This is a genomic window from Candidatus Cloacimonadota bacterium, from assembly GCA_016932035.1.
GTDB lineage: Bacteria > Cloacimonadota > Cloacimonadia > JGIOTU-2 > JGIOTU-2 > Celaenobacter.
Window position 1 is genome coordinate 13,533 of sequence record JAFGDR010000027.1, and the last position, 23,082, is coordinate 36,614.

General features: G+C 38.8%; 18 protein-coding genes. 4 read left to right on the plus strand and 14 right to left on the minus strand.

Going from position 1 to position 23,082, the window contains the following annotated elements; all coding sequences use genetic code 11:
* Position 1 precedes the first annotated feature (1 nt).
* From JW794_04365 to JW794_04415, 11 genes are all read right to left on the minus strand, one after another.
* Positions 2 to 1,039 (minus strand): ornithine carbamoyltransferase, encoded by a 1,038-nt coding sequence (locus tag JW794_04365; GenBank protein MBN2017349.1) that lies wholly within the window; start codon positions 1,037 to 1,039, stop codon positions 2 to 4.
* 176 nt (positions 1,040 to 1,215) lie between these two features.
* The gene (locus tag JW794_04370; GenBank protein ID MBN2017350.1) at positions 1,216 to 2,292 is read right to left on the minus strand and encodes an ornithine carbamoyltransferase; all 1,077 of its coding nucleotides are present in this window, start codon (positions 2,290 to 2,292) and stop codon (positions 1,216 to 1,218) included.
* A gap of 360 nt (positions 2,293 to 2,652) precedes the next feature.
* Positions 2,653 to 3,162, minus strand: a complete 510-nt coding sequence (locus JW794_04375) for a DUF308 domain-containing protein (protein ID MBN2017351.1) — start codon at positions 3,160 to 3,162, stop codon at positions 2,653 to 2,655.
* A gap of 14 nt (positions 3,163 to 3,176) precedes the next feature.
* Complete coding sequence (locus tag JW794_04380) at positions 3,177 to 3,374, minus strand: hypothetical protein (protein MBN2017352.1); 198 nt, start codon at positions 3,372 to 3,374, stop codon at positions 3,177 to 3,179.
* 10 nt (positions 3,375 to 3,384) lie between these two features.
* Positions 3,385 to 6,465, minus strand: a complete 3,081-nt coding sequence (gene ygfK, locus JW794_04385) for a putative selenate reductase subunit YgfK (protein ID MBN2017353.1) — start codon at positions 6,463 to 6,465, stop codon at positions 3,385 to 3,387.
* 21 nt (positions 6,466 to 6,486) lie between these two features.
* On the minus strand, positions 6,487 to 6,948 hold the full coding sequence (locus JW794_04390; GenBank protein ID MBN2017354.1) for a (2Fe-2S)-binding protein: 462 nt from the start codon (positions 6,946 to 6,948) through the stop codon (positions 6,487 to 6,489).
* A gap of 71 nt (positions 6,949 to 7,019) precedes the next feature.
* Positions 7,020 to 7,337 (minus strand): thioredoxin, encoded by a 318-nt coding sequence (gene trxA / locus JW794_04395; GenBank protein ID MBN2017355.1) that lies wholly within the window; start codon positions 7,335 to 7,337, stop codon positions 7,020 to 7,022.
* A gap of 17 nt (positions 7,338 to 7,354) precedes the next feature.
* Entirely contained in the window at positions 7,355 to 8,284 is a 930-nt protein-coding gene (gene trxB / locus JW794_04400) for a thioredoxin-disulfide reductase (protein MBN2017356.1), read from the minus strand.
* A gap of 16 nt (positions 8,285 to 8,300) precedes the next feature.
* Positions 8,301 to 8,558, minus strand: coding sequence for an NrdH-redoxin (locus tag JW794_04405; GenBank protein ID MBN2017357.1), 258 nt, complete (start codon positions 8,556 to 8,558; stop codon positions 8,301 to 8,303).
* Between the two features lie 110 nt (positions 8,559 to 8,668).
* A complete protein-coding gene (locus JW794_04410; protein MBN2017358.1) occupies positions 8,669 to 9,082 on the minus strand; it encodes an Hsp20/alpha crystallin family protein in 414 nt (137 codons plus the stop codon).
* A gap of 203 nt (positions 9,083 to 9,285) precedes the next feature.
* Positions 9,286 to 9,720: a GtrA family protein gene (locus tag JW794_04415; GenBank protein ID MBN2017359.1), complete on the minus strand. Its 435-nt coding sequence runs from the start codon at positions 9,718 to 9,720 to the stop codon at positions 9,286 to 9,288.
* Between the two features lie 174 nt (positions 9,721 to 9,894).
* Between JW794_04415 and JW794_04420 the strand changes: the two genes are divergently transcribed.
* Entirely contained in the window at positions 9,895 to 11,649 is a 1,755-nt protein-coding gene (locus JW794_04420) for an agmatine deiminase family protein (GenBank protein MBN2017360.1), read from the plus strand.
* A gap of 106 nt (positions 11,650 to 11,755) precedes the next feature.
* On the opposite strand, the gene mltG is transcribed toward JW794_04420, so the two are convergent.
* From mltG to JW794_04435, 3 genes are read right to left on the minus strand one after another with little or no spacing between them, the layout of a single operon-like run.
* Positions 11,756 to 12,727 carry an endolytic transglycosylase MltG gene (mltG, locus tag JW794_04425; GenBank protein MBN2017361.1) on the minus strand — a complete coding sequence of 324 codons (972 nt, stop codon included), beginning with the start codon at positions 12,725 to 12,727 and terminating at the stop codon, positions 11,756 to 11,758.
* Between the two features lie 11 nt (positions 12,728 to 12,738).
* Positions 12,739 to 13,137, minus strand: coding sequence for a Holliday junction resolvase RuvX (ruvX, locus tag JW794_04430; protein ID MBN2017362.1), 399 nt, complete (start codon positions 13,135 to 13,137; stop codon positions 12,739 to 12,741).
* A 17-nt stretch (positions 13,138 to 13,154) separates the two neighbouring features.
* The gene (locus tag JW794_04435) at positions 13,155 to 13,496 is read right to left on the minus strand and encodes a hypothetical protein (protein ID MBN2017363.1); all 342 of its coding nucleotides are present in this window, start codon (positions 13,494 to 13,496) and stop codon (positions 13,155 to 13,157) included.
* A gap of 201 nt (positions 13,497 to 13,697) precedes the next feature.
* On the opposite strand from JW794_04435, the gene JW794_04440 reads away from it, so the two are divergent.
* The 3 genes from JW794_04440 (at position 13,698) to JW794_04450 (ending at position 23,079) form a co-directional block, all read left to right on the plus strand.
* Complete coding sequence (locus tag JW794_04440) at positions 13,698 to 17,678, plus strand: T9SS type A sorting domain-containing protein (GenBank protein MBN2017364.1); 3,981 nt, start codon at positions 13,698 to 13,700, stop codon at positions 17,676 to 17,678.
* Positions 17,679 to 17,690: 12 nt separating this feature from the next.
* Entirely contained in the window at positions 17,691 to 21,569 is a 3,879-nt protein-coding gene (locus JW794_04445) for a T9SS type A sorting domain-containing protein (protein ID MBN2017365.1), read from the plus strand.
* 73 nt (positions 21,570 to 21,642) lie between these two features.
* On the plus strand, positions 21,643 to 23,079 hold the full coding sequence (locus tag JW794_04450) for a winged helix-turn-helix transcriptional regulator (GenBank protein MBN2017366.1): 1,437 nt from the start codon (positions 21,643 to 21,645) through the stop codon (positions 23,077 to 23,079).
* Positions 23,080 to 23,082 lie beyond the last annotated feature (3 nt).

Below are 23,082 nucleotides of genomic sequence, written 5' to 3' on the forward strand. Positions count from 1 at the left end.
TTCAAATTTCAACCTTCATGCCAGCAATAGTCATTGCCATAATAGCTTTCTGGGTGTGAAGTCGATTCTCTGCAATATCAACAATAATGGATCGAGGACCGCTTGCAACTTCATCAGTTACTTCTTTACCCCGATCAACCGGCATGGGATGTATAAAGAGTCCATCATTCGTGCGCTTCATTCGTTCTTCATTGCATATCCAGTTTGTGAGTTTGCTTGCACGCTCAATCTCTGCTTCTTTTCCTATCTTATAGAAATCAGGACCAAACCAGTTTCGTGAGTACACAAATTGGACATCATCAGTGTATGCTTCGTCGGGATCATGACAGATCTCGAATTTCCTGTTATTCAACTCGCAGTTCTTACGAACTTTTTGGATCTCTTCTTCTGGGAGATCATACCCTTTTGGATACGCAAGACGGACATTCATCCCAAGGCGCGAAGTAATAAGAAGGTTCTCATGTACTGAGCAATAAGACCGTGCAAGTGCACCATGTGCCCATGTCATAAGCACTGTTTTTCCTTCCAGATCACCTTTATGCTCCTGCATTCCCATTACATCGGATAGACCCTGGCATGGATGATATTTGTCATCGGCCATATTTATGATCGGTGCATCCATCCAACGGGCATATTCGCGCAAGAGCGCATCGCCATCGCCGTAATTTTCTACCGACGTTTCAAGAATCCTGATTCCCATTCCGCATGCATAACGATCAAGAACCTGTGCTGCATCTTCGATCGTTTCACCTGCCTGGACTTCGACACCCTGGCTTGTTTTTCTCAAACGCATAGTTTTCGGTTCGAGAAATTGTGCATGTCCTCCAAGTTCAGTAGCAGCTGCTTCAAATGAGATACGTGTTCGCAATGAAGGATTAAAGAAAAACATCAGAAATGTCTTATCCTTCAATAATTCAATGTATGTATCATCAAACCTATCTGCTTTCATTTCCTTGGCAAGTTTGAGAAGTGCTTCAATCTGAGGTAGTGTAAGTTCTTGTGTGCAAATAACATCTTTTCCTTTTAAATCTACTAACATATTAACTCCATTTTTTTTCCACGAAAGACACGAAATACACTAAAGGAATTGGGAACATTATTTTGTAAGAATCAGATATGTATTCAATGTTTCAATCTATACTTACAGTAGTTACAGGAATCAAGTAATGAATACTTATTGCGTCTTTCGTGTTTTTCGTGGTTCATTCTTTTTTTTTACAGTCTTCCACCCATGAGAAGGGTCATGATCGCTTTTTGTGCATGAAGACGGTTCTCTGCTTCATCATACACAACACTTTGAGGTCCATCGATCACTGCATCAGTGACTTCCATGTCACGGTCTGCGGGAAGACAATGCATGTATATACCGTTCTTGTCGATGAGTTTCATTTTCTTTTCATCGCAGATCCAATGCTTATTCTTCTCAAACAGATCTTTCATCCCAGCAAGATTTTCTTCTTTGACTTTTCTGCCATTCTTATCAACTTGTGCAAAGTAAGGAAGAGCACCCCATGATTTCGGATACACAACATGCGCGCCTTCGAATGCAGCTTCCATATCATCTGTTTCTTGAAAGGTGCTGCCGTTCTGTGCAGCATATTCATGGCATTTCTTTGTTACTTCAGGATCGAGTTCAAAGCCTTTTGGACGTGCAAGAACGACATCCATTCCAAGAAGAGAAGGTGCGAGTGCAAGACTCTGAGGAACTGCAAATGGCTTTGCAGTAGAGCCGGAATATGCCCAGCTTATGACGAATTTCTTTCCTTTGAATTCATGGAATTTCTCTTTGATCGTGAGCATGTCTGCAAGTGCCTGGCAGGGATGATATTTATCACACTCCATATTGATGATCGGAATATCTGAATAATAGGCAAATTCCTTCATGGTTTCATGAGCAAAACCATAGATCCATTGTGAGGGAGCGCCATACATGCGGATCGCAATTGCATCACCGGTTCTGCTGAGTACTTGTGCAACGTCGCAGATTCTTTCTGTTTTATATGGTATTTCAAAACCTTTTCGTGCCGGCGTATATGTCTTTCCCGGTTCAAGATCTACATGATATCCACCAAGCTGCTGAATACCTGCAGCAAACGTACTTCTTGTTCGAAGAGAGCTATTGAAAAACATCGTATAGAGTGTTTTACCTTTTAAAATGTGGGAAGTGTCTTCATTCATAGCATAACGAGTCTTTAATTCTTCTGCAAGACGAAGCATTGATTCCCATTCTTCTTTTGTGTAATCGATCTCTGGGCTGAGCCAATCACGACCATAGAATTTATTTGTTCTCATTGTTACTCCTTATTCCGGCAAAAATAAATGAGATAATTCATGCCGGTATAAATATTATTATTTTAGTGTTTTAAAAAATTTGTAAATCGATATTTCTGAGCTAAAAAATACAGGATAATCGCCTGGTCTTATATATAAGATGCACGATACTAAAATTAGTATTCATTATCCGTCAACTCCAATTATTTTTCGAGCGTTTATTTTGTTTTTGGGCTCAATTTTCTGTCAAATTATTCGATGTATGCTTTTAGTAATATCAATGACGTAATTTCTACTACATTAAAATTCTTTAATTAATATAATGAAAAATACCCATACCGAAAAATCGATATGGGTAAAATAGAATAAGGTTATATTACTTTATTGAAACGATCGGAAGATAACAGAGAGACCAAATATTATAGCCCAGATACCGATCACGATCATAATTGCACCAGCTCCTGCAAACGGATTGATAAGAACAAGAATACCAAATATTACAGATACGATACCACTAAAAAGCAAGAGTCCTCTTTGAGCCTTGAACTGGAACGCAAGGTATATCCTCAATATTCCCATAATAAGAGCCCAGATTGCGATAAGGATCATAAAAGCACCGACTGCAAAGATAGGGAAAATGAGAATGATCAGCCCGAGTATCAGATCAATGATACCTTCAAAGAGCCATAAACCCCAACTCTTATTGTGCTTTGTATGGGTGAGTGCTCCAATCACATAGACCACACCTACAATGAGAAGCATCCAACCAAAAACCAATGTTATAAATTCGATAGTCCTTCCGGGATAAAACAGTGCAATCAATCCAAAGATCAATGCAACTATTCCTTTTAACGTAATAAGCCATGAACCTTTACCAATTGTTTTTGCCATAAGTTTTTCCTTTCTTATTTTCCTTCTTTTTTAGAAGATTTTTCTTTGCTGGTTTCCTTCTTCTCTTCCTTCTTTTTAGGTTTCGGATTGAAAAATCCGCAATTTTGTTTTTTTGCGGTAACCATTCCCATCCATTTTGATGAGAAATTCTCACAATGGTAATTACACCAGAACGTACAATTTTCACATGCAATTTTTACATCTTCGACCATATTTTCCTTACTAATCTTTAACCACTAGATAACTCTTGTAAGTTTCTTGTAAAATGTACTCAATCTGGTCAAGATTTTTAGAAATAACATCTGATTGCCACCGTATCATATTATCAACAATCTCTCCTTTATATAATGATGAATCGAGTTTCAAAGTAAATTCTGATTTCTGGAAAAGCACTCCGTTATTGAAATTTTTCTTAAGGGATTCTTCAGAAAAATAAAGTGTAAATTTATCCTTATAGGGCTTGCCACCCAGATAGGGACAGAAAGTTGCACAGTTTCCGCATTCATTACAGAAATCATCGATATGAATGATCTGGAAATCATTTTTGAAGGGATGCTGTTTGCCAATGAGATTAATAAGCACATTTGCCCTATTAGGACATACCTCGACACATTTGGCACAAAGAAAATCACACTGAAGACATCTACTCGACTCCTGAGAAATGTCCTCCAGCGAATGTAGTTCTTCATTATTTTCCTTTTGATACCCCTGCTGTTCTCTAATATCATTAAATCTTTGCTCTTTATCAAAAGTCACAGTGGGTTCATCATTGAATGTGATTCCTTCTTTTGTAAGGATCGACTCAGCCGCCTTCTTGCCGTCTGCGATAGATTCCACAACTGTTGAAGGTCCACGCAATGCATCTCCTCCGATATACACATTCTCAATCGAAGTTTCTAGCGTATCAGGATTGAAAACGATCGTTCCATTTTCAAAGATGATTCCATTACGTTCGAGAAGATCCCGATCTACCGATTCACCGATAGCCATGATAACCGAATCACATTTAAATATTTCCTGCACATGCTCAATTGGAAGCGGCCTTTTACGTCCACTTTCATCAGGTTCACCGAGCTGCATTTTCTGGCAAAATAACTGTGTGTTCTCAAAATTGACGGGATTAATTAGTTCTATAAATTCAATTCCTTCATCGAGTGCATTATCAAATTCCTCTTTGTCAGCTGGCATATATTCTTCTGTACGTCGGTATAAAATCGATACTTCTTGCACACCTGCAACTCTCTTTGCTGCACGAGCAGCATCCATGGCAGAATTTCCCCCACCAATGATTGCTACTTTTTTACCAAGCGTTATCTCATCTCCGGATTTCAGTCCCCTCAAAAATGAGAGTGCTTCAAAGACATTTTCTTTTTCAGTACACCAATCCAACATACGTGGAATATGAGCACCGATCCCAATAATAACATAATTGAAACCACGTTCAGAGAAGTCTTCAAGAAAATCATCGTTTTGATAATTAAATTGGAATTCGATACCTACACTTTTCAAGAATTCAATATCCTTTTGAATAAAATCATCCGGAATTCTGAAATCAGGTATCACATTGCGAACCGTACCGCCAGCATGTGCTTCCTTTTCAAAAACAGTCACATCAAATCCGTATTTTCGTAAGAAATATGCGCCTGCTAAACCAGCAGGTCCAGCTCCGAGTATCGCAATCCTTTTCTCTAGCTTTCGAGTTTCAAGTTTCAAGTTTCCAATTTCTCCCCTCTCCGCAGCTACTTTTTTCAATTCCCGTATTGATACTGAATTTTCGTAATTCCATCTCGCACACTTGGTCTGGCATTGGTGATCGCAAATATATCCGGTAATATTTGGGAGTGGATTCTTCTCATATATGATTCTCAGTGCATCATCAAAACGCTCTTCCACGATTGCCAGAATGTACTCCGGCACATCCTGATGAATCGAGCATCGCTCTTTGCACGGTGCAATAAAGCAATCGAAAAGTGGTAATTCTTTCTCAATTTTCGTATCTGAAGAAGTATATTCTTTTCTCACAAATAGCGAATCAGTTAGCGTATTTTTTGCCAGATCATACAATTTCTGAACATCAATGAAATCTTTATTTTCTATATGATTATCTTCAATAATTGCAGCGAGTTGCTTAAGACGCACATACCCTCCTGGCTTGAGAAGATCCGTCGCAAAAGTGATCGGTTTTATCCCCGTATTCAGAATATCAATTATATTCCAATATGATGCACCTCCGGAATAGGATATCGGTAATATGCCATCAAATGCTGATGAAATCTCAGAAGCAAGTGTGATCGTGATCGGGTACAGCGCTCTGCCCGACATATATTTTTCATCACCAGGTAATCGTGTGTCTTTGTTTGCAACTGCCAGGGTATTGGAAAGTTTCACACCGAATTTCTTGTTTTCGTTTTCGGCAATAATCATCAATCTTTTCAGCATCGGGATAGCTGCATCGAATTGAAGGTCCTTGTCGAATGAATCTTTATGAAGCACGATATTTGTAAAACCATGTTTATCCAAAATCGATTTAACACGATCATAACCAAGTAACGTCGGATTCAGTTTTACAAATGTATGTAATTTTTTTTCTTTTATGAGATATTCGCAGATCGATTCTATCTCTTCAGGGGGGCAACTGTGCATAGTTGAAAGTGTTATCGAATCAGAAATAAAAGGAGATATTTTTGAGAGTACTTCTTCAATACTTTTTGAATATTCGGCATTGTGCTGAGCAAATCTACTTAGAATATTTTTATATTCAATAAATAACGGATTTTTTTCTGCATTTTTAAGGTGCTCTATAAAATCATCTATCTTTTTAGTTTTAATACCTGCGAGATCATAGCCGACACTCATATTGAATATGAAACCTGACTTTTTGTTTACCGAAAGCCCGAACACTTCTTTTATTATATGCAGCACAAACCACGCTTTGAGGTATTCTTCAAACGCTTGTGGTACTGTCAACTCGGTCGACCACTCCGTGTTATATCCTTCATCCGGTGCATCGATGCACGGTTTCTCGATCTCAAGCTCATCCAGTTTTTGAACGGTTTTCAGTTCGAAAAATCTACCTCCGCAAAGATAGGACACGGTAATATTCTGCGAAAGCTGTGTGTGAGGACCGGCAGCCGGTCCAATCGGCTCTTCAATCCAATCATTCAAAACATGATAGGAAATATCATTTGTTTTGTTATAAAATTGCTGTTTGTGAATTCCAAAAATCGTATTATTCTGCTCATATTCCTGAAAAATCCATTCGAGCAAATTCTCAAATGAAGGCGGTATCATTTTGTCTGTCATAGTACTCTTCTTAATTAATGCTTAAAGTTCTTCTGCCGTTGCCTGTATCGCTTCTATGATCTGCACATAGCCGGTACATCTGCATAGGTTTCCCGAGATGGCGATTCGGATTTCTTCTTGAGTAGGATGGGGATTGTCCATAAGAAGTGCTGTTGCACTCATGATCATACCCGGCGTGCAGAAACCGCATTGTATAGCTCCATATTTGATAAAATTTTTTTGTAATGGAGAAAGCTCGCCATCCTTTTCAATACCTTCAATTGTAATGACATCTTTTCCTTCAACTTGCCCGATCAACATCAAACAGGAACAGACTGTTTTCTTATCAACAATGACAGTGCATGCACCGCATTCACCAATGCCACAACCCTCTTTCGTACCAGTTAGATGGAAGTCATCACGAATGACATCGATGAGACGTCTCATTGGATCAACGTTGATTGATACTTTCTTATCATTTAAGGTAAATGTTATCTCTTTCATCATATCTAAAATAAAATCAACCCAGAAGATTAACTCCTGAGTTGATTGTTAACAATTTAAGGGTTAATACATTAGATTAGATCATTTATTTTGTCAACCAGCATCTTTTTGGGCACTGCTCCGACGATCTGATCCATAACCTTCCCATCTTTAAAGAAAAGAATGCTTGGTATGCTTGTGATACTGAATTTAACAGCAATATTCCGCTGACTGTCAACGTCACACTTCGTGATCGTCACTTTGTCGGTATCCATTTCATTTGCAAGTTCGTCAATAACCGGACCGATCATCTTGCAGGGCATACACCATTCAGCCCAAAAATCCACCAGGACTACTTTTCCTGAATTAACAATTGTATCGAAATTTTCTTCAGTTAATGCTAACGCCATTCGTTGCTCCTTATATATTAGATATTATGTTCGGTTAAGAATTTATTTGCTTCAAATGCTGCCACTGCTCCATCTCCAGCTGCATTAACGATCTGCCTGAGAACTTTATCTCGCACATCACCAGCTGCATAGACTCCGGCAACATTTGTCTTCATTTCCTCGCCAGGTTTTTGTGCGATGAATCCGTCTTCGGTCAAATCTATCTGTCCCTTAAAAAGATCAGTATTGGGATTCAAACCAATAAATACAAAAACTCCGTCAACTTTTAATTTACTTTCTTTTTCTGTTTTCCTGTTAAAAATTGTAATATACCTGTCTCCTGAGGTTTGGAAATCTATTGATTTAATAACCGTATCCCAGATGACCTCGATCCTTTCCTCTGCAAATGCTTTCTCCTGGCAGATCTTGTCAGCTCGCAGTTCATCTCTTCTGTGGACGATATAGACTTTTGAAGCATATTTAGCAATATGAAGAGATTCTTCAATTGCAGTATTGCCGCCACCGATAACTGCAACCACTTTGTCTTTAAAAAACGGTGCATCACAAGTGCCACAATAAGAAACACCTCTACCATAAAATTCTTTCTCTCCTGGTATACCAAGCATTCGCGGTTCCGAACCGGTTGAGATGATCGCTGTTTTTGCATGATATTCATTCTCTTCAGTGTAAACACTTTTCATTGTATCAGTAAACTCTATCTTTGTTACGATCTCTTTCTTTACTTCTAATCCAAATCTGAGTGCCTGGTTTTCCATCTTTGTTGCAAGATCGTACCCAAGAACTGCTTCATCAAAGCCCGGGTAGTTCTCTATGAAAGATGTCTTCAAAAGCTGACCACCGGAAAAAGGTGCTTTCTCTATCAGTACTGTTTTCAATTTGTAACGTGCAGCATATAATCCTGCGGTGAGTCCGGCGGGACCACCACCCACGATGATCAGATCATACATATTTTCTTTCGTCATGTTAACCTCTATCTTTGATGCCCAATAAACTGTCTATTTTCTTCTTATCAAAACCGACAATGGGACGATTATTGATTATTATGACCGGCACTCCCTGCTGCCCTGTTCTTCGAACCATATCGCGCGCAGCCGCCTGATCTCTTGAGACATCAATATCTTTAAAACGTATGTTGTGCTTTCTGAAATAGTCTTTCGTTTTCCTGCACCAAGAACACATGGGAGTTGAAAACACCACAACACTTGCTGTTTGATTATTCATTGTTTCTCCAATTGATTCTTTGTAATTCTTACTTTTCTATGTCAAATTTTCTGCTGATAAAAAAAAGCCCATCCGTCGTTTGACGAACAGGCTTTTTGAGTACCAGGACTTTATGAAACTTCAATCTTTTTCTTCTTTTCGATCTCTTTGGTCTTTGGGAATGAGACCTTTAGCACACCATCTTTATATGCTGCATTGAGGTCTTTTTCTTTAATACCATCGGGAAGTGTAAAGGATCGGGAAAATTCACCGTATGAACGCTCGCAACGGTAATAATTCTCTTCTCTGACTTCATTGTCTTTTTGCATTTTGCCGGAAACAGTAAGATTGTTACCTTCAAGTTCGATGTTAATATCTTTTTTATCAAGACCGGGAAGTTCAAAATCGATAGTAACATTTCCATCTTTTTCATAAATATCAACAGGCATTCTGAAATTCTTGTCCTGAAAATTAGGCATGAATTCATTATCCTTGAAGAAACTGTCCAGCATGTTTCTGACGGGCTGATATCTGATAATAGCCATTTTAAACCTCCTTTCATTTTTTTTTGGTTTCACGTCTATTATCTTTAACGATTTAATGGATAATATAATCGGGCACAAGCGAATGTCAAATAAAAAATTAGCACTCTTTTATTTAGAGTGCTAACGATATTGAAAATCAAGTAAGCGCCATGCTGTATGTTAATTATGGCAAAGCTATGGAAGGTTATTCTATGATGTTTTGATTATAAATTTTCGTAAAGGTCTTCGATAACCGGCTTTTTCTCTTTAAATATTATCTTCTCATTTGCAAAGAAATTAATGAAACCGGAAAAGAAAAGTGCGATCAAATTACAGATCACAACATCAAAATGAAAGATCTGTTTTATAATATTTAAAAGTGCTAATTTTACACCAAAAGAAAAGAGAACTGCCAGGTTATATTTAGGAATTCTCCTCATAAAATCCTTAAAATTATTGAGCACACGATGATTCCAAATCCAAAAATATATAATGACATAACCTACAAGAATACCAATTTCAAATGATATGGAAGGTGCAAGAATATATTTTGTGAAGTACGTGTGAAAAGCGTATGTCGTAAGTAACCATAGAACAGCAGTATCAACAATGGTTCCAACTAATCCTCGTATGGTAAATTTTATAAAACGTTTAATCATATTCTACAACAATAAATTTATTTCTCTACTCAACACAAAATACTATTCATTCATGCAATTGACAAGAAAATGAAGATACAATATTTGAAAGCAAGTTTTTTATTCATTAAGAGCATTGACAAAAAATTCACCCGCCAGAATTTCCAACCAAACTAAAATTTTCGAGGTTGTTTGATGAAGAAATTCTCTTTGATCATAACTTTATTGTTTTGCTTCAGCACTTTTATACTAGCAGATACCGTTAATAAAATTAACATACATTACGCTGAAATCCCCCATGCCGAGAAATGGTATGAGGAACATCCTGGCGAGTTGCCGATCTGGCTCACTGAAGAAGAACTTCTCTATCTTGATGAGATTGGTAAAGGTTCTCGCTCAACCCTTGAACCTCCAGCACCAGTTCGTCAGCCATCAGAATTTGAACCCATGCAGGGTGTTCTTGTACGTTATCCTCTTGGCATTTCAACTGCCATCGTAGCTGAAATGGCAGAAGATGTGATCGTCTATTGCGTCGTTTCTTCATATAATCAAACCAGCGCATATAATGCCTTTAATAATGCCGGCGTGAACATGGACAATGTCGAGTTTATTATTACTTCAACCGACACCTATTGGATTCGTGACTATGGTCCATGGTTTATCTTTAATGGTAACAATGAGGCGGGTATTACTGATTTCGACTACAATAGACCTCGCCCAAATGACGATGCAGTTCCATCTGTGTGCTCGACATATTTTGGTATTAATTATTATTTGATGAATCTTATTGCAACTGGTGGAAATTATATGACAGACGGTCATGGGATTTCTGTATCAACAGATCTTGTTTGGGAGGAGAATCCATCTTTATCCCATGCTGAGATCAATACACTTGTGGAGGATTATCTTGGGATTGAAACCTATCACGTTGTTCCAGATGTGAACGGCGAATACATCAAGCATGTAGACTGCTGGGGAAAATATCTCAGTCCAACTCAGATACTCATTCGTGAAGTTCCAACCTATCATTCCCAATATGATGAAATTGAAGCAGCAGTTGATTACTTCGAATCGCAGCCAAGTTGCTATGGAACAAACTATGAAGTCCCACGAGTTAACACCCCGAATAATCAACCATACACAAACTCTCTCATACTTAATAACAAAGTTCTTGTACCAATCACCGGAAGTGCATATGATTCTCAAGCAATCGCATCGTATGAAGCTGCAATGCCGGGTTATGAAGTATTGGGATTTACAGGTTCATGGCAGTCAACCGATGCTTTACACTGCCGGACAATGGGAGTTACAGATCAGGGTATGCTTTATATTTATCATATACCTGTGACCGACACAGTAACCACATCCGATGACATAACAATAATAGCAAGCATTTATCCATATAGCGGAGAAGCCCTGATCCTTGATTCTCTTCTTGTCTATTGGAAGCGTTCAACAGATATTGATTTCAACGAACTTATCCTGAATCCTATTTTTGGCAATGCTTTTACTGCGGATATTCCAGCGCAACCGAATGGTACAACTATTCAATACTATATTCATGCAGCGGATAATTCCGATCGTAGTGAGAACAATCCCTATATCGGTGCACCGATGGCGTACTCGTTTTATGTCATGAATTCTGTTTCTGTTGATGAACCTCAATATAATGAAATAACAGAAGCCACGAATTATCCTAATCCATTTACAGTTACCACAACTATCGCTTTCACTCTCACACATAAACCTATGGACAAAATAGTAGTTGGCATCTACAACATCAAAGGTCAGCTTGTTAGAATTATATCGGCTTCCTCAGAAAATACAGTCGTAACTGCTCAATGGGATGGTAAGAGTCAAACAGGTCAAGATGTTCCGGCAGGTGTGTATTTCTATCGAATTACTTTAGATGGAAAAACCTATACCCAAAAAATGCTTAAGGTACGATAATCAGCAAAAACGATATCATCCTCTCCGGTTTCTAACTTCAATCTTCAGGTTTCATCCTTACTGAGACCAAACATTCAACCACAATTCCGCTACAAAAAATACTCTATTAAATTCTATTAAGTTTCTTTAAATGCTCTCTATAGGTTTTTGAAAAAATATGCCGTTTGTTCTTTCCTGCAAAAAAGAAAAGGAAATCGGTATCCTGGGGATGAATTGCTGCAAGAATTGATTGAATACCCGGATTGGAGATTGGCGTTGGTGGGAGTCCTCGATATAAATATGTATTGTAATCCGACTGGATCTTAAGATCATCGTAGTATATTTTCTTTCTTGAAATACGATTTAACTCCAGGGCATATGCAACGGTTGGATCTGCCTGAAGAAGCATATTTTCTTTCAATCTTTTGTTATACACTCCTGCAATAAGCGGTCGCTCATCATCATAAATTGCCTCCCGCTCGACTATCGACGCCATGATCAGAATTTGGTATAATGAATCAAAAGTTATGGGGTTTGGGTGAACTTCTTCGAATTGCAGAAAAAAATTATCCACCATCATAGATATGATATATTTCTCATCAGCAAAATAAGGAATATAGTAGGTTTCGGGAAAAAGAAATCCCTCTAGGTTTGAAATCGGCACATCGATACTGTCTATGAATGCTGAATCAGAACATAGCTCCATGAATATGGAATAATCAGCAAGACCGCTTCTATCGAATAAACTGGCTATACGTCGAACAGTATAACCTTCTGGAATTGTTATCTTATTTGTGACCACTTCTCCGCTGGTGAGTTTATGCAATACCTCCATAAAAGAATACTTGCCAGTAAAATTAAATTTACCATACCGAATATTGCAATCTTTTGGTAATAACTTATTTGCAATGATAAACAGGGGGGCAGAAGATATAATCCTTTTTTGCTCAAGTTTCTTTGCAATTTGAAAAACCGAAGATCCTTTTGGAATATCGATTGTCTCATTAAGAATGGGATGTTTTTCATATAAACTCCAAATAGTGTAAAAAAAGAAATAGAAAAGCACAAGGACTAAAGTGATAAAAAATATTTTTTTCATTATGATCGAACTTATTGGGATTCCAGGTAATCTTTAAGAAGGAGCGATGCAGCGAGCTGATCAACGGCGTCTCTGTTTTTTTTTAATTTTTTACTTGCTTTGTTCATTACGGCAAGCGCTTGTTTTGTTGTGAAAGATTCATCCCATAAAGTAATTGATACTGATATATGATGAGACAGCATCTGGGTAAAAGCTTTTATATCCTTAGATTTTTTTGAATCACATCCTTCATCGGTTAAGGGATTTCCAATAATAACTGCTCCGACATCCTGTTCTTTGATAATTCCAACGATCTCTTTAACAACATCAGGAGTCTTTCTGGTATCGATTGTCCGAAAGGGAAAAGAAATAAGCTGATCTTCATCTGAAAGAGCTATGCCGATACGTCTCTCTCCGTAATCCAGAGCCATGATCCTTTTCAATAGGGTTACGCTTCTTTATGTTTGGTTGATTGTCCTGGGGTTTTTTGTTTGTCTTTATGAAGCATCCTTAAATCAGCTATTTTCGTTTTAAGGTCCTCGATCTCCTGCTTCATTTCCTCGATCTCTGTGATAACGTTTGATATATACGAATCCTGTTTGAACTCGTTTTTCCTGTTATATACATATACACCAATATCTTTCATGATGCTGCTCACTTTCAGATTCTTCTGTGCAATCTCAAGTTTCAGCTTAGATAATTTTGCTGCAAATTCTGCTTTGGTGGCAACAGTTGAAATGACGCTGCCGAGTTCATCCTTCAATTTTTTGAGAACTTTTTTTGTTTCCATAGATCTTTACCTTCGCACAAAAGCAAGCATAATGATGTATTAATGTCAACTATTTCAAATTGATATATTATATTAATAAATATAAAAATAATTATAAAAAATTGATTTCACTTGACAATCAATGGAGCGTGCCGAAATTTTAATCAAATTTTTTTGAATAAAATAACTTTGAAAAAAATATGTTTAAAACGGAGGTTTTCAATGAAGAAAACATTGGCTTTATTTCTGATGTTGATTTTTGTTGCTTCAATGGTATATGCCAGCGATTCAAAAATCGCATTGGACAAAACAGAAACACAGTTCGAGATCAATGAAAATTCCTACTACAACCTTAATATCACCTTTGAATTTTCTGACATCTTTACTCAAGACATTTCATCCGAAAAAGGAACATTTACTGAACTTAATATTACTGACGGCTATTTCATCGGAGAGATTGGTTCACCCAAACTCCCTGCAATCAAGAAATTGATCGAAGTACCTTTCGGTGCGAGTGCATCAGTAGAAGTACTTGATTATACTGTCAGCGAATACTCACTTTCTGACTATCATATATCAAACCGCATTATGCCTGTTCAACCTTCATATCCGAAAAGTGTTGATCCCTCAACCGTTACGTTTGAATTCAACGAAGATGAATATACAAGGAATGAGTATAATGAAACTGAACTTGCAACTGTAGAAATACTCGGCACCTTACGTGATAATCGTATCGGTCGTCTGGTAATCGCACCTGTCCTCTATAATCCAGTAAAAGAAACTATCAAGGTTTATAACGACATTCAGGTGCAGGTTACCTTTCAAAATCCCGATATTAATGAAACAGAATATATCAAATCTTCAACTTACTCACCCTATTTTAATGTAGTTAATAAAAGACTTTTTAATGGTCGTGATCATGGTTATCCTAATCATCCCGACCTTGTAACGTATCCTGTGAAATACCTTATTGTTGCTGACAGAATGTTTGAAACAACCCTTGAGGATTTCATCGAATGGAAAACACAAAAGGGATTCGAAGTAATTGTTGGTTATACTGATATAATCGGAACCTCAGTAAGTGCGATCAAAACCTGGATACATACCCAATATAACGCAGGAACCCCTTCCGATCCTGCTCCAAGTTTTGTACTTTTTGTGGGTGACACAGGTCAGATCCCTTCAGAAACAGGATCTTCCACAAACAAGGTTACAGATCTCTATTATTGCAGTGTTGATGGGGATATGTTCCCTGAAATGTATTATGGCAGATTCTCTGCAACCACAACTGGTCAACTTGAAACACAGATAGACAGAACAATTGCTTATGAAAAATATCAATTTTCTGACCCATCATACCTTGATAATGTCACATTGATCGCAGGTGCTGACGGCTCATGGAATCCAAGTGTTGGGCAGCCGACTGTGCATTATGGTACAAATAATTATTTCAATACAGCTAATGGCTTTGATGATGTTCATACATATTTAACGTCATATACCGGCTGTTATGATACAATCAATGATGGTCTTAGCCTTATAAATTATACTGCTCATGGAAGCCAGACAAGCTGGAGTAATCCCAATATGAGCCAATCAATGGTGAATGCTCTCACGAATGTTGAAATGTGGCCCCTTGCAATTGGGAACTGCTGTTTGAGCGGTGACTTTGGTTATGGTGAATGCTTCGGTGAGACATGGGCTCGTGCAACACATAATACAACAGGAGAACCAACTGGAGCGATCGGTTATATCGCATCTGCACCTTCTTCATATTGGTATGAAGATTTCTACTGGGCAGTGGGTGCTTTCCCAACTCCTGGTGGTGGTTACGTTCCTACCTATAATGAAACATCATGGGGTGCTTATGACGCTCCATTTGTTTCGGACTATGTCTGTAATGATGCTGTTCTTTTCTGCGGGAATCTTGCTGTAACGGAAGTCGACATACAGGGTTATCCTCAACATTCCAATCCTACTTATTACTGGCAGGCATATAACATTCTTGGTGATCCGTCCGTATGCACATATCTTACACAAGCTGAAATAAATGCAGTTTCATTCCCTGGTTTGTTACCTATCGGTGCAACAAGTTTTACAGTTCAAGCTGATCCAGGTTCTTATGTAGCAATCTCTATGAATGGTGTGCTTCATGGTGCTGCTCTTGCCAATGACCTCGGAAGCGCTGTTGTCCCTATAGATCCATTCACTACTGCCGGAACTGCTGACATTATTGTAACAAAACCTCAGTTCCAGCCAGTTATTTCGACTGTCATTGTTGCTACACCTGCCGTCGTGAACATTAATCCTCCCGCTATTCCAATTAACACTTTGACCGATGTAACGATCGGTGTTTTTGAGGATGACGGCACAACTCCAATTCCTAACGTCAATATTGAGGTAAATGGTCCCGGCGTATATGGAACAGTTTCCGGTATTACAAACGCATCAGGTAGCTGCACCTTGAACTTTGGCGGCGAATACGGTGGAGATACGATCCTCAATATTATTGGATGGAGAACAGGTGACGGTTATAATTTAGTAGATGAACCATTCGGTATTACTGGAGGATTGGATCTGAACAATCCTGATATTTGGGTTACGACAACCTTTGGACTTGAAGACACGTTTGGTCTCAATCTCCCGGGCACAGTACTCTTCTCACAAGACGAAACAGAATGTACCTATGGACTCTATGTTGTTGAAAAGGATAGTTCAATCTACTCAACAACCGATGAAATTATATACACTCCGACTTGTTTAACAGATATTTTAGCTGCAATTATGAAGTCTGGTTACAACATGTATCAGGAGACCTTCACTACGATCGAAGTATTTGGTACAGTATCCGGTTATGTTACCGATTCGGATAATGCCGTTGCAGTCTCAAATGCTGAAGTTCGATTCTATGAGCATGGTGGCGATCCGACAGAAGAACCTCTCTTCAGCGATATAACTGATGGAACTGGTTTCTATGAAATTACATCAGAATATCCAGTCGATTATTATGATATTTATATTGATATTTGGGGATTTGATCCTTATCAAGAGATGAACTTCTTCCTGAACTACAGCTCAAACACGCACGATATTGTTATAGATCCTGTTGAAAGCAGTATGGTTTCAGGACAACTTATGAGTGATTTTGCAATTCTATCAACAGGAACCTTGAGTTATTACCGAAGTGATAATGGAGAGGAATATGCTTCTGTTGAAGTAAGTGATGGAACCTATGAAGTTGTTCTTCCCAACTTTACGTATAATGTATATGTCTCGTCCCTTCAGCATGTGCCCTACTCTGGTACACTCACAGTCGAAGGAGACATGGGTATAAATTATCATCTTGGCAGTGCTGCTATCTTTGCAGATTTTGAGCAGAATGATGGTGATTTTGTCAGTAACAATTCAAATGGCTGGCAGTGGGGTATGCCATCAGGCGGTGAGATATTTGCACATTCCGGAACGAAATGCTGGGCAACAGTTCTTGGTGGTTATTACGGTGTAGATAATGCAGATTGGACACTTGATTCACCAGAATTCTCGATAAGTGGTAATGGCTTCCTGACCTTCTGGCATTACTATGACTTTGAAGGAACTTCAACCCACTTCGATGGCGGCAATGTATCTCTTTCAACAAATGGAGGTGTGAGTTTCAACGTTATCACTCCAGTAGGGGGATATTCAGGTAGTATTAGCGGACTTGATGGTGAACAGGGCTTTGGTGGTCAAATAGATGAATGGGAACAAGTTGAGTTCGACATAAGTGGATATACTGGCGATAATGCTATCCTCAGATGGCACTTTGGAACTGACTATTCAGTTCATGATTATTATGGCTGGTATATAGACGATGTGCTCTATGGTGATCCAAACTCAAGCTGGCAGGAGATCTATTTTGATAACGATCCTGAAATACCTGTTGTTTCCACCAGACTTCAGCAAAACTTCCCGAACCCGGTTCTTGATAAAACATCGATAGCCTTCTCGCTTCCTATTAATATCTCTAAAGCAGAATTAAAGATTTATAATATAAAAGGTCAACTTGTACAAACATTCAAGCCGGATATATCTACCGGTCCTTCACATGTTATACAGTGGGACGGAAAAGATATCAACCAAAAACCGGTTGCGAATGGTATTTACTTCTACAGACTGACCACCGATAATAAAGAATTAACTAAAAAAATGATATTGTTACGATAGGGAGGACCCTCAATGAAAAAATTTGTCATTCTAATTAGTCTGCTGTTCATTGCATCTGCTCTTTTTGCAGAACAGCAAACATGGGTAGCCATCAATGGCAGTTCAGATCAATCTGTTGCCGTAGAGGTGCTCACATCAACCGACAATCTTATCGATCTCGAATATACGATCAACGGCTTCTTTCAAGAGGAAGTTATAATTGACGGAAAAGCATATTCGAGAATCTCCATTCCTCATGAAGGAATACTTCTTGAAAAAGGATATCCTGAATTACCTCATATTAACAGAAGTGTTTTGATACCCCCACGTTCGAATATGGAAATAGTTATTGCCCAATCGGATTATATTGAATTCGATAACATCGATGTTATGCCCTCAAAAGGCAGCTTCTCTCGTGAAATCGATCCTGACGATGTCCCTTATACCTTCAATGCAATGTATCAAGAAGATGCGTGGTATCCTCAAGACCTTGCATTTTCATATGATCCTTACATCATCCGTGATGCACGTGGCATGAGTATTCAGGTACAACCATTCCAGTATAATCCTGTACAGCGAAAGCTTAGGGTGTACACAAACCTCAGAATCAAAGTTACCGAGAATGGCTTAAGTGACATTAACACAAAGGATAAAGGTCTATTCGAGTGTGAATCAGTAGTCTCTTCATTCCTTGAAGTGTATAAAACTCAATTCATCAACTTTGAACAGGCTTCACGACATTATCGTCATACACCTACGCCGGCTGTTGGATCGATGGTGATCATAACCTATGATGATTTTGCAGATGAAATGCAGCCCTTACTTGAGTGGAAAAACAAAAAGGGTATTCCCACTCAAATCGTGAATGTCAGCACGCTTGGAAATAATTATAACACCATCAAGACGTATATTCAAGGCCTTTACGACACTTGGGATCTTGCATTCATTCTTCTTGTTGGTGATGCCCCTCAAGTAAAACCTTATAATAATAACCAGGATCCGCTCTATGCATGTCTTGAAGGTGGAGACACCTATCCGGATGCTTTCATCGGTAGATTCTCTGCTGAGAACGAAACACATGTTGAAACCCAGGTTGACAGAGTACTTTTTTACGAAGCCAACCCTCTTATCGCCGGTGACTGGATGCACAAAGGAACTGGTGTTGCATCTTCACAAGGATCTGGTACCGGATATAACGGTTGGGCGGATTATGTTATGATGAATATTATACGCGACTCATTAATGGCGTGGAACTATACTCATGTTGACCAGATATATGACCCTTCCGGAACTGCTTCTGATGTTTCAAATGCTATAAACAACGGTCGCAGCTTAGTTAATTATTGTGGTCATGGTTCAACAACTTCCTGGGGAACAACCGGATTTTCAAATACAAATATTAATGCACTTACAAATGATTATATGTATCCATCAGTCATTTGTGTAGCATGCCTGAATGGTAATTTCATAAGCTCAACATGTTTTGCTGAAGCTTGGGCAAGGGCAACGAACAATTCTACAGGTGTCCCGACTGGAGCTATCGGTGTATATGCATCGGTGATCAGTCAAAGCTGGGTACCACCAATGATAGGTGAATACCATGCAAATATGTTCCTTATAAATGAAAAAGTTACTACTCTTGGTAACTACTACTTTGCAGGTGCTATGCAAATGATGGATGAGAATTTTTCTGGTGGAACAAATGAATTCAAGTATTGGACTGTGTTCGGAGATCCATCGGTAAAATTGAGAACGAACACGCCAGTCGCTTTAACCATCAACCATAATCCGATCATTCCACTCGGCTCAACAACCTATGATGTAGAAGTCGTCGGTGTTGAATCTGCTCTCATTGGTCTATATATGAACGGTACTTTATACGGTCACGGATTTACTGATGAATTCGGAAATGCAACAATTACTCTTGATGTACCTTTGACAGATCCGGGGCAGATGACTCTTACCGTTACCGCATATAATGCACTTCCATACACCGCACTTCTGGATGCCATTGTACCGGTACAGGTTGACGTCACACCGGATAACATAAATGCAAACCAGGCAACAAACGTTACTGTAACCGTGATGGACAGTGATGGTATCAATCCTGAAGTTGGTGTTAATGTATGGGCTGAAGGACTTGGCTATACATCAAATGTTAGTGTAACAGATGCTAATGGAGAAGCAGTCCTTTCAATAAATTATCCATTTGGTCCCTCACTACAGATTCTTGGACAACGTCCTGATGAAGATTTCCTTCTCTTTGAGGAAGTATTGGGTATGGTTGCACAAAGTCTAACTTCTCCTGATATAGATGTCACAACTACATTCGGTCTTTATGATACCCTCGCCATGAATCTCGAAGGTACACTCAATCAATATTGTACAGAAGATGGCACAGAGCTTTGGGCTAAACTCAATGACGGTGACTACACAAACACCACCCAGAGTTCACTGTTGATTATCCCTGATGAAGTTGGAACAGTTTATGCTGTGATTTCTAAAACAGGATATGATGTCTATGAAGAAGAATTTGCTGTAATAGTTGCATACGGCACAGTTTCTGGAACACTTACAGACAGTGATACCCAAACCCCTATTTCTAACGCTGAGATACGTTTCTATGAAGAAGGCATTGCACCGGACGGTGATCCATTATTCACGGCAACAACAAACTCATCCGGTTTCTATAATGTTACAACTGAACAAACAGTTGATAATTATGATATTTATATAAATAAATGGGGATTCGATCCGTATCAGGAGATGAGTTACTTCCTCGGATATGGTGCAAATACACATGATATGCAACTTGATCCTGTTGAAAGTGCAAATGTTTGCGGTGATGTTTATGCTGACTTTATCGTTATCACAAACGGTACGATCCATTACTATAGACAGGATAATGGTGAAGAATATGCTTCCGTTGATATCACTGACGGAACATATAGCGTAATGCTTCCCCACTTCAGCTACGAGGTATATCTTTCCGCTCCTGGCTATGTTCCCTATTCGGGTTCATTACTTATCAATGGAGACAGTGTTATAGATTACCATCTCGGGAATGCTGCTCTTTTCTCTGATTTCGAGCAAAATGACGGTGATTTTATTAGCGATAATACAGCCGGTTGGCAATGGGGTGAACCAACGGCAGGTGGTATTACTGCTCATTCTGGAACTAAATTATGGGCAACTGTGTTGAATGGAACATATCTCGATAATGTTGATTGGCATCTGAACTCTCCGGAATTCACCGTTCCAACAGACGCAACCTTATACTTCTGGCATTACTATAACTTTGAAGGCTCAACCACGCTTTACGATGGTGGTAATGTTATGATATCCACGAATGGTGGTGTAGGGTATAACCTCATTATTCCAGAAGGTGGGTATGACGGCAATATCAGCGCTCTCGACAACCAGGGTTTTGGTGGTCAAATATCTGAATGGGAACAGGAAGAATTCAACCTCTCTGCATATGCTGGTAACACAGCTACATTGAGATGGACATTTGCTTCTGATTATTCCGTCCATAATTTCTATGGATGGTATGTCGATGATGTGCTTATTGGCGATCCTTCAACTAGTTACGAGATTCCGATCGTAAGTAATGATGATCCTCGTCCGGTTCAGACTGTGTCTCTCCATCAGAACTTCCCGAATCCTATTAAATCAACAACCACTTTCTCCTTCGCGTTACCTCAGAATATTCAAAAAGCCGAACTCTCGATCTACAACATCAAAGGACAACTCGTTAAATCCTATACCCCTATTATCGATGAAGGTCCCCACTTCACTTTTGAATGGGATGGAAAAGACAGTTCAAATAAACCGGTAGCAAATGGAGTTTATTTCTACAGACTCTCAACAGATAAGAAAGATATTACAAAGAAATTACTCTTATTGAAGTAAAATTATTTGCAGGGCTTGCGGGATGAAATACTCCCGCTCTCTTCCCCTGCATGTATGAAGAAAGTGTAACTCTATGCAGGAAATTTTTTACATCTCAACGCTCAAAGGCATTAAAACCCTTTCATCGGACAGACGACTGAAGATCCTTCGTCATCTTGTGGATAGGGAATATACAGCCCAGGAACTGGCACTGAAATTCAAGATCAAACCGAATGCACTCTGGTATGACATGCAACAGCTGGAAAGCGCTGGACTTATTGAACTCGTAGACTCTCAACATGTTCGAGGAACAGTAAAAAAATATTATAGAGCAGTAGCAAAGAACTATTTCGTTGACGTCTCTCTCGGAGAAGTTGACCTCAGTAAAAGCAATATAATCCATACGGTTCTTAATCAGGAGATCGAAGACTGGCGAAGAGAACGAATCATAAAAATACGTTTCAAGGATATTGCTAACAAGATCATCACACAAAATCTTGGAATAAAAGAAAATGAAAAGGTCGTGATCAGCTACCAACCGATGCATAGAAAACTGGTTGAAGATCTGATGGTCGAGATCGCTCGACAGGGCGCATATGCAATTCCTATATTCTGGACAAAACGTATGGAAGCTAATTTCATTCGCCACGTTCCCCTACCCTATGCAACCAAGGATGTCATCAGCGATTTTCTGATCAAAGATATCGATGCGCATATTATTTTCTCCGGTGAATTCTTTGATGAAGTTGATGATAATGTTTTTAGTGAAGAACTGATCGAGAAAAGCAATCTAATCGAAGAAGCAAAAAGAGAAAATGTTCGCAAGACCTATGAAACAGATGTGCGATTTCTCACCATCGATACGATTTATAATAATTTCCAGAAAGCTGATGCTGAACAGCGTAGTGAAATGTATTGGCGTGCACTCAACGAAAGACCCGAGGATCTTACAAAAAGCTGTCATCTCATTAAAGATTTGCTCAAGACCTCGAAAACCATTTCAATTGAAGACGGAAACGGCAGCCTGCTAAACATCTCTCTTCCGCACGAGCGAGTATTACAGATCAAAGATGGTATTGCAAATAAACTTGCATCTGACTCAGAACTTCCTGGTGGTCTTGTTGTAGGTCTGCTTGAAAATGGTAATATAAATGGTAATTTCCACACAGATTTTGCCTACCTTTTCGATACAATGTTCGAGGATATCGATATCATCATCCGTGATAATAAAGTTATTGAAATGAAATCCAGGACTGATAATGATAAACTGCACACACTTTTTACAAATGCCATAGGTGATAAGGATGTGGTGGGTTCATTTACCATTGGTATAAATCCCGCATTGCATTCGAACATTCACCATCCATATATAAATACTAAGATCTATGGTGGGCTTACCCTGCAAATCGGGTGGGATGAATTGGAAGCAACGAATATCGATTCCAGTATGATCGCCCAGTTCTATATGCTTAATAAAAAAATAAAAATCGATAATACAATTATTTTTGATAACGGAAATTTAAAAAAATAATAT